The sequence below is a fragment of the Vibrio sp. Hal054 genome (assembly GCF_037162405.1).
Taxonomy (GTDB): Bacteria; Pseudomonadota; Gammaproteobacteria; order Enterobacterales; family Vibrionaceae; genus Vibrio; species Vibrio diazotrophicus.
On record NZ_JARLUT010000001.1, the window covers coordinates 800,726 to 817,789 of the forward strand.

At 41.5% G+C, this 17,064-nt stretch carries 18 protein-coding genes and 1 pseudogene; 13 read left to right on the forward strand and 6 right to left on the reverse strand.

What is annotated here, in order from left to right:
• Positions 1-20: 20 nt before the first annotated feature.
• On the reverse strand, positions 21-2,345 hold the full coding sequence (locus P4S58_RS03615) for a glycoside hydrolase family 9 protein (protein ID WP_102969548.1): 2,325 nt from the start codon (positions 2,343-2,345) through the stop codon (positions 21-23).
• A 439-nt stretch (positions 2,346-2,784) separates the two neighbouring features.
• Here P4S58_RS03615 and P4S58_RS03620 point away from each other — a divergent pair, with 439 nt between their 5' ends.
• Together P4S58_RS03620 and P4S58_RS03625 are read left to right on the forward strand one after the other, a co-directional pair.
• Positions 2,785-3,483, forward strand: a complete 699-nt coding sequence (locus P4S58_RS03620; protein ID WP_052404605.1) for a family 16 glycosylhydrolase — start codon at positions 2,785-2,787, stop codon at positions 3,481-3,483.
• A gap of 198 nt (positions 3,484-3,681) precedes the next feature.
• A complete protein-coding gene (locus P4S58_RS03625) occupies positions 3,682-4,878 on the forward strand; it encodes a glycoside hydrolase family 5 protein (RefSeq protein WP_112403356.1) in 1,197 nt (398 codons plus the stop codon).
• A gap of 161 nt (positions 4,879-5,039) precedes the next feature.
• Here the strand turns inward: P4S58_RS03625 and P4S58_RS03630 are convergent, their stop codons facing one another.
• From P4S58_RS03630 to P4S58_RS03640, 3 genes are all read right to left on the reverse strand, one after another.
• Positions 5,040-6,296 carry a PTS ascorbate transporter subunit IIC gene (locus P4S58_RS03630; RefSeq protein ID WP_102962748.1) on the reverse strand — a complete coding sequence of 419 codons (1,257 nt, stop codon included), beginning with the start codon at positions 6,294-6,296 and terminating at the stop codon, positions 5,040-5,042.
• Between the two features lie 9 nt (positions 6,297-6,305).
• Positions 6,306-6,593: a PTS sugar transporter subunit IIB gene (locus P4S58_RS03635; RefSeq protein ID WP_102969546.1), complete on the reverse strand. Its 288-nt coding sequence runs from the start codon at positions 6,591-6,593 to the stop codon at positions 6,306-6,308.
• Positions 6,594-6,656: 63 nt separating this feature from the next.
• Positions 6,657-7,100 carry a PTS sugar transporter subunit IIA gene (locus P4S58_RS03640; protein ID WP_102962746.1) on the reverse strand — a complete coding sequence of 148 codons (444 nt, stop codon included), beginning with the start codon at positions 7,098-7,100 and terminating at the stop codon, positions 6,657-6,659.
• Between the two features lie 249 nt (positions 7,101-7,349).
• Between P4S58_RS03640 and P4S58_RS03645 the strand changes: the two genes are divergently transcribed.
• The gene (locus P4S58_RS03645; RefSeq protein ID WP_102962745.1) at positions 7,350-8,375 is read left to right on the forward strand and encodes a LacI family DNA-binding transcriptional regulator; all 1,026 of its coding nucleotides are present in this window, start codon (positions 7,350-7,352) and stop codon (positions 8,373-8,375) included.
• Positions 8,376-8,541: 166 nt separating this feature from the next.
• Here the strand turns inward: P4S58_RS03645 and P4S58_RS03650 are convergent, their stop codons facing one another.
• Entirely contained in the window at positions 8,542-9,789 is a 1,248-nt protein-coding gene (locus P4S58_RS03650; protein ID WP_337162930.1) for a hypothetical protein, read from the reverse strand.
• A gap of 323 nt (positions 9,790-10,112) precedes the next feature.
• On the opposite strand from P4S58_RS03650, the gene P4S58_RS03655 reads away from it, so the two are divergent.
• The 7 genes and pseudogenes from P4S58_RS03655 to P4S58_RS03685 all read left to right on the forward strand — a co-directional run.
• Positions 10,113-10,502 (forward strand): helix-turn-helix transcriptional regulator, encoded by a 390-nt coding sequence (locus P4S58_RS03655; RefSeq protein ID WP_337162931.1) that lies wholly within the window; start codon positions 10,113-10,115, stop codon positions 10,500-10,502.
• 342 nt (positions 10,503-10,844) lie between these two features.
• Positions 10,845-11,525: an inovirus Gp2 family protein gene (locus P4S58_RS03660; RefSeq protein ID WP_337162932.1), complete on the forward strand. Its 681-nt coding sequence runs from the start codon at positions 10,845-10,847 to the stop codon at positions 11,523-11,525.
• Between the two features lie 60 nt (positions 11,526-11,585).
• Positions 11,586-12,260 carry an inovirus Gp2 family protein gene (locus P4S58_RS03665; protein ID WP_337162933.1) on the forward strand — a complete coding sequence of 225 codons (675 nt, stop codon included), beginning with the start codon at positions 11,586-11,588 and terminating at the stop codon, positions 12,258-12,260.
• A gap of 53 nt (positions 12,261-12,313) precedes the next feature.
• The gene (locus P4S58_RS03670) at positions 12,314-12,913 is read left to right on the forward strand and encodes an inovirus Gp2 family protein (RefSeq protein ID WP_337162934.1); all 600 of its coding nucleotides are present in this window, start codon (positions 12,314-12,316) and stop codon (positions 12,911-12,913) included.
• 74 nt (positions 12,914-12,987) lie between these two features.
• On the forward strand, positions 12,988-13,188 hold the full coding sequence (locus P4S58_RS03675) for an AlpA family transcriptional regulator (protein ID WP_024700457.1): 201 nt from the start codon (positions 12,988-12,990) through the stop codon (positions 13,186-13,188).
• Positions 13,189-13,269: 81 nt separating this feature from the next.
• Positions 13,270-13,716: a ribonuclease HI gene (locus P4S58_RS03680; RefSeq protein WP_337162935.1), complete on the forward strand. Its 447-nt coding sequence runs from the start codon at positions 13,270-13,272 to the stop codon at positions 13,714-13,716.
• A 299-nt stretch (positions 13,717-14,015) separates the two neighbouring features.
• Positions 14,016-14,184 (forward strand): annotated as a pseudogene (locus tag P4S58_RS03685) (RNase H family protein); the annotation flags it as partial.
• A gap of 210 nt (positions 14,185-14,394) precedes the next feature.
• Here the strand turns inward: P4S58_RS03685 and P4S58_RS03690 are convergent.
• Positions 14,395-14,817, reverse strand: coding sequence for a MarR family winged helix-turn-helix transcriptional regulator (locus P4S58_RS03690; protein ID WP_277432910.1), 423 nt, complete (start codon positions 14,815-14,817; stop codon positions 14,395-14,397).
• 98 nt (positions 14,818-14,915) lie between these two features.
• Between P4S58_RS03690 and P4S58_RS03695 the strand changes: the two genes are divergently transcribed.
• The 3 genes from P4S58_RS03695 (at position 14,916) to P4S58_RS03705 (ending at position 17,061) form a co-directional block, all read left to right on the forward strand.
• Positions 14,916-15,425 carry a DUF2798 domain-containing protein gene (locus P4S58_RS03695; protein WP_337162936.1) on the forward strand — a complete coding sequence of 170 codons (510 nt, stop codon included), beginning with the start codon at positions 14,916-14,918 and terminating at the stop codon, positions 15,423-15,425.
• Positions 15,426-15,499: 74 nt separating this feature from the next.
• The gene (locus P4S58_RS03700; RefSeq protein ID WP_277432908.1) at positions 15,500-15,811 is read left to right on the forward strand and encodes a DUF3861 domain-containing protein; all 312 of its coding nucleotides are present in this window, start codon (positions 15,500-15,502) and stop codon (positions 15,809-15,811) included.
• Between the two features lie 224 nt (positions 15,812-16,035).
• A complete protein-coding gene (locus tag P4S58_RS03705; protein WP_337162937.1) occupies positions 16,036-17,061 on the forward strand; it encodes a hypothetical protein in 1,026 nt (341 codons plus the stop codon).
• The last annotated feature ends 3 nt before the right edge of the window (positions 17,062-17,064 follow it).

A 17,064-nucleotide genomic window follows, 5' to 3' on the forward strand; every position in this document is an offset into this window, starting at 1 on the left:
TTTGATTGCAGAACTGTTAATTACTGAACTGTTTCGTCTAAGAAGCTCGCAGCCCAAAAGAATGGAGCATTCCAGTTAATCGTAATTTCATTCAGTGTCCATGCACCAATATCATCTTTCCAACAAGTCTGCCCAATACACTTGCCCTTCATCGACGCTGCAACAGGGTCACTGAAGTTGATTGAATTCGGGCCTCCAGACATAACACCAGGAGCGACTAACGGCGAATTGCTGTCCGCGGAATGTGCCCAAAAACGGTGGTGAGGATTAAGCAGCGGGCGGCTACCGTAGCCTGAAACATATGATTGGTCCAAAGCGTTACGTCCTAAGATGTAGTCCATCGCATTGATGATGCCATCGATGTACTTTTGATCTTTGGTGAAATCATAAGCAACTCCTATGAAGATACTGCGATTCATTAAGTTTGAATTTGAACCCCATGGGTACTCTTTTGTGCTGTAAGGAATTTGATAGCCTTCACTCTCAATAGACTGGTAGTAAGCATCCGCAGTTTTGATAATGTTAGCGCGCGCTTTTTCTATCTCTTTTTCCGGTAAGCTATTTGGAACAATCGCTAGAGACAAAGTCCCTGCAGCGCTCACTCCTTGCCAGTAGAGATCTCCGGTCGCTTCAATATCTCCTTTCGGAGTTACGAGATAATAAGGTGATGATAGAACTGCCTTTTTGTACTCTTCTTTCCCTGTTGTGATAAATAATTCTGCTGCCGCCCAGTAAAACTCATCGTCTAGCTGAGTATCATCATAGGGACCGGAGCCGACAAAGTTGTCGTAGGCATACACGTTTTTATGCTGATTGGCCGCTTTCCATGCTTTTTCTGCAGAAGTTAAGCAGCGCTTGGCGTAGCTTGCATCCAGATCTTGCCAAACTCGAGCACATTGAGCGGCAGTTGCAGCCAAATTAAGTGTAGCGGCGGTTGTTGGATAGCTCAGGAAGCGATCGCGTGGATCTTTGTGAGGAGGTAAAGGCATTCCCGTCCAAGCGTCATCTGCGACCTTATGAAAAGCCATACCACTGGCATCAATTTCCGTTAGCTTCAAATGATCCAGTTGGTTGGATTGATCGCCAACAGGAACCGAAACTTTGCTGTTTTCAGGCGCTTGCATTGACATCATGAAGTCCATCATCCAGCGAGATTCATCGAGAAGATCGTTGAAGTTGTTTTTGTTTTCCGGAAGTTTGGCTTTTCCATCCGCAAAAGCGTTAGCACGGGCGGCCAGTTTTTCTCTTTCGTAGTAATTGGTCAGTGTCCACAATGAAATACCACCGTTTACTACGTACTTCCCATGATCGCCCGCATCATACCAGCCACCTGTGACATCTAATGATAAGTCACAACCTGGCCACTGATTGCCCTTTGCATCGGTTTTATTAAAGCAAGTAACGACTTCTGGCTTGTGTCCAGCTGGTCGAGCGAGATCGGTTCTTTGAACAAATTCAGGGAGAATATCAATACCGCTTCGTTGCTGATAGAAGAAAGAGAGAGCGTCATACTTCATATTGCTATAGATGGCGTTATCAATGGCAAATGGATGGCTCTGGTGTCCGTCGACTTCCAAGGTCGTTTTCTTTGTCGGAGTTTGCACGCTGCTGAAATCGATTAATTGAACATGTTCACCAGAGGCTTTATTTAAGCCAAATGGAATCGTCTGACCTTTAGCGATTAGCTTCTTGTCAGCGTCTAACAGCTTCCAATCCATAGGTGATGTTTCTTTAGTAACAACCGTTGCGTGTTTAGGGCCACGGACAAAGTAGCCGACTTGGTTCACTCTAACGCTAGCAAGGTCGCTTTCTTTAACATATTGAGGTCCGGTTAAAGATACATTTTTGACGCAAACTGTTGTTGGCGTTTCCGTTCCCATTTGAAATTGAAACTGAACACTATCGTCATCACCAGATGGCTTGAATGAAAACTCAAACGGTTTCAACTCTTGATTGAGATAAATATCCTTAACAAAATGGTTGGTGTATGGCGCGCCATTATGTTGAACGAGCGCTTTGACGTTTATTGACTGCTTCGCTAACGCACTAAATTTTAGATGGTAGTCTTCGCCCTTTTTCAAGGCCAGTCCCGATTGTCCAAGGATAACATCCCAAGGGTTACTTCCCCTTTTGGTAAACGTTATACAGCCCATTTCATCGATAGCCTGTAAATCAGCTCCTGCTGCCCACCAACCGTCTGTACCCTGTGAAAAGTTGCCATTAGTGATGAGCTCTTCTTGACCCATGCTGGTATTATTTGCCGTAGTTTTCTCAACAGCACAGCCACTAAGTCCAATAAAACCACAACTAACAATAGCAACGACACCTAGCCGTTTTTTATTCATTTTAACCTCGTGAAATTTTATCAATACAAATAGAAATCTTTGTTCTCGTCGTGAACCCTTGTGGGGTAGAAATGTATTTTTAGCTTTTAAATTTGGATTTTTATAACACGACATGTCTATGAATATTACAAGTGGCATTCATGTGTATTTGGCAATGGTTTTCAACGATATGTTTATTTTGTTTGCTAGTTAAATAATTTTACTAGCTCCAAGAAACTATTTCATGACGAAGAAGGAATTGTGATAGTGCCTATTGTTTCAAGTTTTCATAAATGACTTGTTTGCGATTTTCATAGATAGGTATAGACAAATTTTAAGAAATCATTCTAGAGTTATTCCTGAAATAAAAGAGGAAACAAAGATATTTTGCTGTTGTGCTTTGTTCTTGAAAACTATGAAGTTATACATCGGGTATATTATCCTAGCTAAGAGATTAACCATGAACACTATTCTACGAAACTGTAGTTATGCGGTGCTACTTAATATTTTGTTTGCTTCTTCCAGTTACGCTTTGAATTGGAGCGGGATGAACTGGCTTGTTTCTGATGGTTGGAAAAATGGGGGAAGTGAGTTTGATTGTACATGGAAAGCACAAAATATTTGGCGCGAAGCTGACTTATTAATTATGCACGCAAAGTCAGAGTCTTATGGAAAGAGTTGCTCTGAAATTCGAACCGATCAATATGTCCGACGTGGTCGCTATGAAGTCGAAATGCAGGCTGGTGCTGTACCTGGAACCATAAGTTCCTTTTTTACTTATGCGGGAGAAGCTGGCACATACAGTCATTATGAAGTGGATATTGAGTTAATGGGAGGAACCAATTTACTGCACACTAACGTATGGATTGGCGGTCAACAGTTCCCTTTAGACATTGACTTGGGGCAGTATGGTATGTCGATTTGGAGCATGGAAAAATATGCATTTACTATCGATGAGTATGGTGTGACTTGGGAAGTATTCAGCCGCTATCAAAATAGATGGGTTCAAGTTCGAAGAGCGAATCAAAAAGTTTCAGACTATATGCAAATTTTTATTAATAACTGGATAAGCGCCAATCCTCAATTTCCACCAAGCTATTACAATGGTTATCCTGTATATGCCAAATATAAAACAGTTAGATTTATTCCATATGAGTAACGCCTAGTGTGAAAATATGCAACTCCAAGGTGGATTTTTAATTTTTATTTATATTTTAAATGAAAGAATGCTAAATAATTACTGTTGTTAAGACATTCAAATATTATTGATGGAACATTGCTATTCACAGGCTTCACATAAGTCCTACTTCTATGGAGGTAGGGCTTAGTTATTTTTAGAGCATTGAAGTGATGCATAATGAACGTGATTTTTGGGGAACGCTTTTTTATGAGTTATAGAATAAAAATAATGAGTATCGCGGCTTTTAGTCTCTTCGCCGTTGTGGGGTGTGGCTCAGATGCAAATAATTTCAAGCTAGGTGAGCAATCTGTTGTGTTAGAAAAAAGCTATTACACAGATATGTATCACTGGAATGAAAGCAAAGGGCTGAGCAACACGCTACTTGGACGGGGCATTAATATGGGAAATTATCTGGAATCTCCCACTTACGAAGGAGAGTGGAATAGCAACCTGACCATTAAGGCGAGTGATTTTAGAAACATCAGTCAATCAGGTTTTTCAAGTGTAAGGATTCCCATCCGTTGGAGCGCACATACACTGCCTAGCGATCCCAATACTATCGATGATGCTTTCATGTCACGGGTTCAAGAGGTGGTTGATCAAGCAATCCAAGAAAACTTAAAAGTAATTATTAATACCCATCATTTTAATGAACTATTTTATGACGATAGAGATTATAGCTATCAGCGTTCACGGCTATTAAAGTTCTGGCAGCAAATATCTAACCGTTTCCCTATAAGTCAATACGGAGAGGAGAAGCTGATTTTTGAGTTTCTAAATGAACCTCATGAAGACGTTGGGGTGAGAGAATGGAATAGCCTAGTTGTAGATTTAACCAATCTTGTTTGGAACAAGAATGCTAACACTCAAAACAATGCTCTTGGGCAACGCAAGGTCATGATTGGAACTGCGGATTGGGGCGGAGTGGCGAAACTGCCATATCTCCGACTTCCGAGGGCGGCGAATCCCAAAAATACAATCATCACTGTACATTTCTACGAACCGTTTAAATTTACTCATCAGGGAGCTTCATGGGTTGAAGGCGCAGATGGATGGATCGGTACTCGTTGGTTAGCGACGCAATCCCAGCGTAACGTGTTGCTCGATTACCTAAATGTTGTAGATAAATGGAATGCGGCACCAAATCGTGGCTTTGAGATAAATATTGGTGAGTTTGGGGTATACAGCCTATATGCTCCGCCAGAGGATCAGCAAGCTTGGACTGCATTCATTACAAGGGAAGCAGAAAAGAGAGGGTATAGCTGGAATTATTGGGAGTATAGCTCCGGTTTTGGTGCTTACGACCCACATTCCGGACATTGGCGAAAAGCACTACTTGGTGGATTAATACCAGAAGACGTGGATAGTCTTTGAGTTGCCGTATCTCAGATAGACTTTGGACGCTTACTTTTAGGTATCTCTGCCAGAGTTTTAAAGGTGTTATAAAGCCTAAAGGCTTTAGCTAGTTCGCTTTCGAAACGCGTAAAAAATCCGATATTAGATAACTAATATCGGATTTTAGTCTTACGTTTGAATTAACGAACGATAATACCTAGCAAGATACCAATTGCACCGAAATCGGCATCACTAAAGGTGGTGTTCGCAAAACCAAGGTCACCAAGAACAGGTAATAGGAATACTGGTAGGAATGTGATCAGCAGACCCTGAGCGAATGCACCTAAAATAGCACCGCGACGTCCACCAGTAGCATTACCGAATACACCGGCAGCAGCACCAACAAAGAAGTGCGGAACAACACCCGGAATAATGACTGTTAAGTTCATTACATAAAGTAGAAGCATACCAATAAGGCCTGCGGCAAAACTCGATAAGAAGCCAACTAATACGGCATTCGGCGCGTATGGGAATACAACAGGACAATCTAATGCAGGTTTTGCATTTGGTACCAATTTATCGGAGATCCCTTTAAATGCTGGCACAATTTCAGCGATGATCATTCGAACACCTTGCAGAATGACGTAGACGCCACCAGCAAAGGTAATGGACTGCATCAATGCAAACATGAACCAGTGTTTGCCACCACTCACTTCACGAACATAGTCACCACCTGCAAACAGGCAAGTAATAATGAAAATAATGCCCATTGTGAAAGAGATTGCGACTGGAGTATCACGTAAGAACAGCAAACTCTTTGGCACATCCATATCTTCAGTCGAGTGTTCTTTATTACCCAATTTGCTGCCGATAAATCCAGCTAACACATAAGATAGGGTAGAAAAGTGACCGATTGCGACATCATCAGAGCCTGTTACTTGCTTCATATAACGGTGAGCAATCGCTGGGAAGAACACCATTACGCTACCTACAACGACAGATCCCAATGCGATAAGTGGAACACCTTTCATTCCGCTAGTCGAAAGAATGGCAGCGACCATCATAGACATGAACAGAGTATGGTGACCTGTCAGGAATATGAATTTCCATGGCGTAAAACGCGCAATTAAAATGTTAACCAACATACCAAAGAACATGATCATCGCCATTTCGCGGCCAAATGCTTTTTGTGCAATAGATACGATGGCTTCATTGTTTGGTACTACGCCAGTGATGCCAAATGCATGTTGGAAAATGGTAGCAAAGTCTCCTAGAGAGCCGACAACCAAGCCAGCCCCTGCGCCCAAGATGATGAAACCGAGAATGGTTTTTACCGTACCTTTAATACATTCAGTCACCGATTTTTTCTGAGCGATTAAACCGATCAAAGCGATGAGACCAACCAGTACTGCTGGCTCTGAAAGGACATCATTCATCAAGAAATTAAAGAATTCCATATCCCCTCCTTATAAAACACCAAGCTCTTGAAGTGCTACTGACAAGCGCTCTTTCATCGCCACTTTGTCGACCATATTGTTCAGAGCAACGATACGAGGCTCTACACCCAATGTGTTGAGCTGTTCAGCTATATCATTTGTACCGACAAAGATGTCGCAATCTGTTCCTTTTGCGGATCCTAAATCAACGTGGTCGACGGTTGCTTCAACATTAAGCTCTTTGACAATACTTTTTATGCTCATTTCCATCATAAGGCTGGTGCCAAGGCCGTTTCCGCACACAACGATAATCTTCATAATTTATACCTTTTGTATTTGTAGGGGTTACCCATCAGATGATGGGAATATCAGGAGGTAAAGTTAATATTTGCCAATGACATCAAGTACTTCATCTTTGTTTTTGGCATTACAAATCTGTGCAACGTGCTCTTCATTCATAAACAGTTCCGCCAGTTGAGCGATGGCTTCTACATGGCTATTGCTGTCAGTTGCCGCTAGCGTAACGAGCATCTTAACTGGGTCATTTTCTTCAGCATGAAAAGTCACACCGTTCTGAATCACTGTAATTGCCAACGATAAGCGATTGACGCCATCTTCTGGCCTAGCGTGAGGCATCGCCATACCGGGTCCAACAACATAGTAAGGCCCTATTTCTTCATGCGAGCGGCATATTGCATCGACATAACTAGGTTCTATTGCTTTGCTTTCAAGTAGTGCTTCACAGGACTTGTGTATTGCGTCTTTCCAGTCCGTTGCTTCTGGATAAATACGAATAACGTCAGAGGTAATCAGTTCACGTAGCATTGGTGGGTCCAGTCAGTTTTATTATTTGTGGCTACTTTACCGATCAATATGAGAGAAAAATTTGAAATCAGTCACAAATGATAGCGCTATCTGATAGCGCTATCATTTAGTGTGACGATGATAATATTTTTCATCATCTCTTGAGCTTTATTCGTTTGTGCATGGAGCTTATGCGTTACTATCCAAAATATTAGTAATGTGCAGTGGTATCTTGCCCTGTTGCAACATCAAGAAAGTTAAACTGGAACTATGAGCGAACCTCGTAAACGAAGAAGTACTGGCAGTGTCACGCTAGCCGATGTAGCAAAACAAGCGGGTGTTGGTACTATGACCGTATCACGCGCGCTACGAACACCAGAAATGGTGTCAGACAAACTGAGAGAGAAAATTCAGAAAGTAGTTGATGACCTAGGTTACATACCTAATAAGGCGGCGGGGGCACTAGCTTCAGCTCAAAGCTACTCCGTAGCTCTAATTATCCCTTCTCTATTTGAAAATTCCTGCGCATTTTTCTTACCTAGCTTTCAGCATGCTCTGAACAAGGCGGGCTATCAGTTGCTACTTGGTTATAGTGACTACTCTCCGGTTCAGGAAGAGAAATTACTCTCAACATTTTTAGAAAGCCGACCTTCAGGAGTCGTACTTTTTGGACGTGAACATAGTCAGCGTACTCATCAGTTGCTTGAGTCATCAAATGCTGTGGTCATAGAGATAGCTGAAAAAAGTTCAAAAGATGATTACCTGAATATTGGCTTTAATTATTTTGAGGCGGGTAAATCTTGTACCAAACATCTTATTGATCAAGGTTTTAAAAACATCGGTTTTATCGGAGCAAGAGGTGATCATTTTACTCTGCAACACCAGTTGCATGGTTGGCAAAGCGCTATGATAGAAAACTATTTAACGCCAGACCATTTTCTGACCACACCAGAGGCGCCATCATCTAAACTGGGTGCGGAAGGACTGGCGAAGCTATTGTTACGTGACTCAACTCTCGATGCTTTGGTTTGTAGCCACGAGGATATTGCGATTGGTGCCTTATTTGAATGCCATCGTCGATTGTTAAAAGTACCGGGGGATATCGCCATCGTATGCCTTGAAGGTTCAGGGATGGCAGAGCATGCATATCCTAGCCTAACGAGCGCTGAGTTTGATTATGTTCGTATGGGGGAAAAAGCTGCGGAAATGTTATTGAACGCGATAGGTGGCGAAGAACTTGAAGCGTCAACTGTGCTTGAGTTTAAGCTTAAACGAAGAACAAGCACGGCAGTTTAGCTAGGTTTAGATACAAAAAAAGACGTCTTAGGACGTCTTTTTTCTTGAATTTGGCTCCCCCTGCAGGGGCAAAACCCAAACAGATAGATACTATGTCCTGCTTGGCCTAAGCCTATATTGGGATAGCTTAGGTTTAAGGCAAATGTACCTATCTGTGTACCTAAAGTCAATCGCTAGCCTTTTCCTTGTTTTTGATATTCTCTTCAGCTTTCCATAGCTTATGTTTTGCTCGGATCATTTTATTGAGTTCTTGTTTTATCTTTGAATGAGACTTAGAGTCAGCGATATCAACAAGCATGTTCCATTGTTTGTTAGAAAAATCTAGAGTGAAATCCTCACATTCGCTTTTATCTAGTGAAAATTTATCCCTTATGAGTTTGAATCGCTCTTGGAACTCATCCTTATTGGTCGTGATACAAAGAACATCTAGAAAAGCGACGATACAATCTTGTCTTATCTCAGGGTCTTCAACAGGGGGAAAAAATCTAAGGAGCTCAAATTGCTTAATCAGTCTCTCATAAGTTTTGTTGATTAACTCGTGGTTGTCATTTTTTATGATCCCTCGATATGAGGACAATTCACTGTAGGATTGTCTATAGAGTCGTTGTAAATTTTCTAAGAAGCGAGCGTTGTCAACTCGGTATGCCTCTTGAGTGAATGCAATGACATTGAAATAGTCAATGATTTTGTTTCTGGCATATTGGTCATTGACAGGATCGTAATTCTCCAACTCTGTTAAAGCGTCTAGATAAGGTGAACCTTCACTACGTATCTTTTCGATAGTTTTTTCTTCGTCTTTTAAATACTGTTCAACTTTCTCATCGGTAAGGTTTTCTTCTGTTAGATATGGCTGTTTGCCATCGTCTTCACGAGAATATGAATTTCGTTGTCTGTCTTCTTGACTCAACTCTCTAATGAACATATTTCGAATTTTCTTTTCATGTTCTTCTTTTCTTTCTTGCTGGCCACGTGAGTTTAACGTGGGCCATAAAAACTGTCCTATGTACACTTTAGAAAAACGGGTGTTTGTTATTAAAATGTTGCTTTTTATTGAAATTTTAATGATTAGATAAACAAAGAAAAGCGCTCTATAGCTGTTGATCCACGATGTACAATAATTTGGAAGCATGTATTTTTGAGTAGCTCTTTTTAGGTCATTTAATAGAGCGCGCATATCTCTTTTTTTCTCATCCCCAAGAATTCCGTTTTCTAAATTTTCTGCAGGTATCCTAAGACTTTCTGCAACAATCTCGGTGAAGTGATGTTTTAACCCACTGCGTTGTAGAACGGATAAGTCATAACCGTTTAATAGATTCCCATGTTTTTGGAAATACAGGTAACTGATGTAAAAGCGCAATTCACTTTCGTCAGAGTTATCTCGAATGAGAGTGAATCGATAGGTAGGACCTTTCATGATTTATGTGTTCTCATTAAATCTTTGTGGAAAAATAGAGTAAGTTTTTAGATTGAATATCGCAAACTTTTAACAAGAAAATTCGAAATATTTCGACGATTTTTTTATTGAAATTGAGGGCTATTGGGCTTTGTATGATGATTGAATGCTATAAAAGTAGTTTTTAGAAATCTTATGTTGTTAATTCGATTTTATTTCAAATAATTGTTGATGTTTGATCAAATCGGTTATTGATTTAGACGAGCAGTTAGAGCTTCTGTTGTTCTGCAAAAATTAACGGCGCTTGCCTTTGATGTGAACGAAATAACCAAAGGATTCACATCATGCAACTTATCAGACGTAAAGAGCTATCGGAGCTGACAGGCATCAGCCGAGCTCATTTATACTTATTGATTGGAGAGGGGAAGTTCCCAAGGCAAATTCACATTGGTAAACGTGCTTCTGCATGGATAGTGGATGAAGTACAAGCCTGGGTCGATGGTGTTTGGCATGAAGGTATGACAACGTCACCGAATCTCGAAAATTCAATGAAGTTGGTTGACCGGAAAACGTTGCTGAACATGATTGGCTTTAACAAAGATACCTTGTATCGAATGATTAAAGCTGGAGATTTTCCTCCGTGTGTCTCGAAAGACATTCCTCGATGGAAGTACAATGACATTGTTACTTGGGTCGCGAAGAAAATTACTATCCGCGATGCAAACTGCTTCTAAACACAACGGTATCCTCCCTTCTTTTTTCTCTCATTTCTTGTCCTTTAATTTGATAGTAAGTCAAATTTGCTTTTTGCCATGCAAGGCTGAATGTTTCTTAAATTTTGCGTAATTGTTAATCGTGATTCAATTTTGGTGTGTCTGGAAAGGGCTAAATGTTAACGGGATTAAGTGTCGTTAATGTCTGTCTGGTTAGTATTATTACAGTCATATCTACCATACCTATTCACCCATTACATCGGCATATTACCCTCTACTGAGTCACCCCTAGTGACTCACAGTACGCAATTAAAATTAACGACACAGGCCTATCTATGAACCTAAACACAGGAGTAGATAGGAATGAATGTACGTTCTCGCAAAAACAAAAACCTCAGACTGACCAACAAGAAAACGTTTCTGGGTAGACCTATCCAGACCGAGCACGGTCCACTCTATATCGACTACTTAGAGAAAATGCACAATACGATTGATCTAGCATTGGACGAGTATCCTCGGCTGATGGCTATTCGCGTGGATTTGAGGTTTCCTAAGCTCAGGAAAAATGAAAAGAGCGGTAATGTGATGACCGACTTTTTACGCTCATTACAGTCGCAGATTGATCACTCGGGAAAGAGAAAGAAAAGAGAAGGGAGTGTTAGAGTGCATCCCTGCAAAGTGCGGATTGCTTGGGTGAGGGAACGCTCTACCTCGATAAACGACCACTATCACCTAGTACTCATGTTCAACAAAGATAGATTTAACTGGCTGGGGAAAACTCAAACGCAACAGGAGAACTTAGGCTCTTTTATCGTAGAGGCATGGGCGAGGGTGGCCGGTGTCGATTACGAAGAAGCTAATGGACTGGTTCATTTTTCAAAGAGAAAGAATAGCGACAGTGTGGTCATCCACCGTTTGAATTGTAACTCTGATGACTTTGATGATGCGTTTGATGAGTTCTTCAAGCACATTAGCTATCTAGCAAAAGAGAACACTAAGCACTTTGGTAGCGGTAGACGAAATTTCGGCCATAGTCATAAGTAGCTTAAAAATTACGGTAGTTCCAGTTCCTGTGGGAATCACAACAAACCACAGGAACCAATCATGGCTCATCAACTCAACGTAGCTCATCAAAGAGCCCACACCATCACTCATGACCGAACCTTTAATGGGAAGCCACTCTACTACTTTGAGAATGGTCTCGTCCTCGAATACCTAGAGGAGATAGACCGAGTGCTGACTGAAGCACTAAACCAATATCCAAGAATCTTTGCTGTGCACATCAACCTAAACCTACCGAGTGACTTCGGGGGAGATTACCTAGCGGTGTTTGCCCATTTCTTTCGTATTTTGGAGTCGGAGACTAATGAGCTCTGTAGAGACAAATACACCGACAGAACTTATCAATACCAGCAAACGGTCATTCGCTATATCTGGAGGAAGGCGAGTGAGTCCACCAGCGATCACCATCATCTTATCTTGCTCTTTGATAGGGATCTCTTTCAAAACTTCGGCACTGGTCGAGAGGGTTGGGGGCGTTTTCTCTACAAAAAAGTGAGGAAGACATGGGATAGGGTGGTTGAAGCTAATTACAGTCAACCATGCTCAGGATTAGCTTATTCCCCTACGAATGAAGGTTTTGAGCTGTTGTCTGACGCTGAAGTGTTCCCGTTACAGTTAAACGAGTTCTTCTATCGAGTCAGTCGTCTCGCGAAGCCCATTGCTAACCAGAACGATCACTTCAACAAGAGCTTTGGTTGCAGTCACGACTCACCTTAAAAAATACAACGCGAGCAATGCCTATGTCATTCACACACAAAAAGGCATTACTCATGGCGAATAGAACCTACCTCCCAAGCATTACCCTTGATAGAACTTTTGAAGATTACCCGCTGTATTACAGCGACAAGGGGTTATACGAGTCAGCACTGACCTCGATGGTCGATGTCTTTGAACAGGCACTCAGTCAGTTTGACATCGCTCTCGCCACACGTTTGGACTTGTTTTTGCCAGAAGACCATCAAGATACCGACCTCAGTACCCTCCACGATTACTTTAATCTGCTTAAAGAAAAGCTTGATACGGATTCTCTGTTTTATGTATGGCGTAAGCGGGAAGACAAGGTGCCATCCCACAACTATCGCGTGATGCTGTTTACTGACTATAGCCAGAATTTTGGTCCCGCTATTTGTTGGGATAAGCGCAATGAAATGGTCGGGCACCTTAAAACGGCTTGGCAAGAAGCGATAGAAAAGCACTACAGCGGCGAAGCGCGTTCATTGGTGTTTCTCAATGACCGAGGCAATTATGGGGTAGGAACGCGTTGTCGTAGCAAAGACGCCAACATAAAGAACACTGTCTTCCACCGCATGAGCAGCCTTGCTGAAGCGTGGGAAGAAAAGCGTTACTGCTTTGGCTCTAGCTTGGAATAGACCGACTGCACTTTTTTACAGTGGCGGCTTATCTCATGGGTATATACAAAGCAAGGAGACGATTCCCAATGACAATGAGATTTCTACGACTTAAAGATGTGATGTCACTAACAGGACTAGGCCGCTCCACTATCTATAAATTCATGGCCGATGAAACCGACTTTCCTAAGAGTGTGCCACTCGGTGGACGAGCGGTGGCTTGGGTAGAAAGTGAAATAGAGGAATGGATGGAATCGCGTCTGAGTATGCGAGACAACGCAGAATCCTTTCAGTAACACAAACATCAGATAAACCATCAACGGGGCGCTGGCTAAGCAAAGTCATGCGCCCTTTTTGCAATTAGAGAGAGATAAAAAATGAGTTATTCAATTTACGTAGACGGCGCTGCACCAAACAACCAACACGGATGTACACGAGGTGGTATTGGGCTGGTGGTTATGGATGAAGACAATGAGATTGTTCATGAAGAGAGTTTTACCATCAATCGAAAAACCGACAATGCTGAGCTGGAACTACTGGCCTTAATTGAAGCATTGGAATACGCAGAAGATGGAGATGTTATCTATTCGGACAGTGATTACTGTGTGAAAGGTTTCAACATCTGGATGGACGATTGGAAAGACCGAGGTTGGCGTCGAGCGGATAAGAAACCGGTTAAAAACCGCCAGCTTTGGCAACAAGTGGACGAGTTGAGTTCTAGGAAGTATGTCGAGGTATTTAAGGTCAAAGCACATTCGGGCATTGAAGGGAATGAAAGAGCTGATTCGTTAGCGGTTGAAGCTGCTAGAAGCAATACAGACTGATATAAGTAAGGCGGCTTGTAGGTACAACCCTACAAGCCGCTATTGCCTGTAATTTACGTTTTTTTAGATAACATATATCTGAAGGTGGATACGGATACGAGATCGAGAGTTGTTGGGAACTCTGTCAACCGAGACTATCCTGATTTCTCCCCTTTGCCATCTTTAATTGTGACATTCACTTAGTGTTCTACGGATAAAGAATAGTGATGTAGAAAAAGCGAATTTGGTAACAGTTGTAGGCTATTAAACAAGTGATTAGAGAGTTCCTCTTATACTTGCTTGTAGAAAAAGGCTGACTTAGAGCAGATAAAAAACAGAACAAGAATCGACGCCTGTGGCAGACAGTCGATGCGCTTCGCTCAGACAAGTATGTCGAAGTCAAAAAGGTTAGAGCGCATTCTGGTGTCAGAGGAAATGAGATAGCGGATTCGTTAGCAGTTTATGCTTGCTAGAAGTGATATCGATTGATGTAATAATGCGGTTTGTAGGGGTGATGACTGCAAGCTGCTATTACCAGTTATTTGCATTTTTCTAGATAACATATATCTGAAGGTGGATGCGATGTGGGAGTGAGAACGGGCATTAGACCAACCGCTCTCTTAGCAAGTTTTTGCCCCTTTCCAAGCTAGAGCACGAAAAAGAGACTAATAATTCAATATCGAATCCACATCTTAAGGTTTAGTTTAAATTCTCTACCATCAAGCCCGCTACACGTTTAAAAGTCGCTAAATCATCAGCATTAATACCCGCTTTCATTTTTTCAAACATTACAATATCCACGCCATCAAGTTTATCGATGATCTCTTGACCGATTGGGGTCACACGTAAACATTGGCTGCGCTTATCTTCCGGGTTTGGCTCTTTTACGATCAGTTCTTGTTTAATCAAACTGCTTAATAGGCGAGTAACCTGAGCCTTGTCTCTATCCAGAAAGTTTGCGATGTCGACCGCAGTGCATTGTGGTTTCTTCGCGATGATCTTCAAAACGCGCACATGCATAGGTGCGATATCCAGATCTAATTTCTCAATATGTTCGTGCACATTTCGTTTGAGTGCGTGAACCAATTTAAACAGCGTATCTAGGGATTTAGGATCAGACATAAATTTCTCCGGCAAAAACTAGTTGACAATATCAACTAGCATGATTATGGTTGATATTGTCAACTTAATTGAAGGTCAATTCAAGACCGGAGAAGCGAATGGCTGTAGAAGCAGTGATAAATGAATCAACTCTTGTTAAAAAGAAGATTCAAGAGCAAAAGAAGACGCCAATCATTCAGAAAGTCTTGGTTATGTTGGGCATGGTTAGCCTTATGGGTGGCACGATCATCGGTACAATGACGTACCTTAACTTAGGTTTCACTGAGACATTCTTTTTTGATTGGGCAACGAACTTTTTTACCGCGCTAGTGACCGTGATTCCAGTGGGTTTCACCATGATGGCGCTGTTAACTAAAGGCGCAGAGAAGCTGCTACCAAATATGGCAGCAAAAGCACGAGATGCATTGGTAGGCGTGATCATGGCACTTATTATGGAATCAGGCATGGCATTTACCAGTGCATACAACAGCGTTGGTTTGGATAACCAATCAGAGTTTGTAACAGCATGGATGGACGGGGTACTAGGGGCACTTCCAGTGGCGCTAGTACTGATGATCACCGTATCGATGACAATCAAGCCAAAGGTAGAGCGCTTTCTTAAGAGTTAATGGCTTAAAAGCCAATCGTTGATTTACCAAAAGCACGACACGATACCAAAACCGATAATTTTAAGGTAACAGATATGATCCCGAAGATTCGTAAAGACAAACAATACCGCATCACAATCGAAGACGTGGGCATGGAAGAAGCAAGAACACTAGTGTTTGAATATCAAGATCGTGAAGATTTATTCAAAATCGTAGAAGGCCTAAAAAAGGGCAGTGGTTTAGAGCCTGAGAATGCGACAAAGGTAGCAGTGGCGCTTCGCTTACTTGGCCCAGTGATGATGAAGGATCGCAAGCATCCACTGTTCATCAACTTCATGCCGCACTTTAAATGTTTTATGCAAAACCTAAAAAGCACAGTTAAAAAATCAATAGAGAGTCCTCTTTAGCAAAGTAGTGAACTTAGAAATTGCCTCACTTTGGGTCAGTCGAATCTTGACTGGCTCACCTTTGCCCCGAAGTTTGCCAGCCTAAAATTTAGGACACATTTCTCTTGTCATAAATTGACCTACTTTCTCTAATGACTGACTATATAAATAGTTTGGTATGCCGATACCTATAATTCTCAGTGGTTATACAGTCCAGGTTATGGCGAAACTTAAAAGGTTTAAATATGGAATTACGGTACGAATTCTCCGAAGAAGAATTTCTTAACCTTTGCCTTAAAAATCTCAACCGAGAATATTCTACGGTAGCGGAAGATCTGTACGAAGCCCTTTGTCATTTTCTTAATACACCTAATTTAATACCTGTTTTTGATGTGAAGCATCGTTATAAGCAAGAATTTTATGATGAGCATTTGTCACTTAGGGAATACATAAATCGAGGTAGGCTGACACTCCCATACGTAGAGTTCGAGTTGAGTTGTAGCAAAGATATAGACTTAGAAGTGACTGAAATCTACCTACCTACGTTTATTCATTTGGGTAGCCATAAATATGGTGGAGGAGCAACTCAGCGTTACAAAATTAAGAACAGTAAGCTGAAGACAAAAAACAAGTCATCCACTACTTTGCTTAGTGTAGAGTTTCCTCATGCTCTTTTGAAGAAACTGAACTTGCTTGTAACGCCTGTAGAGTTGCTATTGCCTTCAAAATTGGGAGTCTGGGAGTGGAGACAAACCTTTTACAATAAAATTTCAGGTCATAGCTTTTTCTGTTCATGCTTTAAAGACGCACTCGCGAAGGATAAACAAGGATTGCCTGTAAAACATCCTCATATTAAAGACGCACTAATTAATCAATCATTTAGAGATTCAATTTGTCACTTATGTACTGAAAAAAACTCCGATCTTATGTTTTGCCATAAAATGTATGGGTCTGCGTTCAAAGTTAAATATGGTGCATATATTCGAAAATATGAGATTCAAGAAGGAATCGACGAAAAAGAAGCAGAAAATCGAGTCAGGGAGCTGAAAGGCGTGGCAAGAATAGGAGAAAGATGGATAAATGAAACCCTGCTCTTTAACTATATCGAAGTGTTATTTCCTCAATATGTAGTACAACGTGAGGCTTCTCCCTATTGGTTAGAGAGTGCATATTTCGGAGCATTCCGATCAGTCATTTCGGGGTTATCCGATCACCCATTTCGGTTTAAACCGATCACTGATTCCGCGATTATCCGACCACTTTTAGCCTAACTC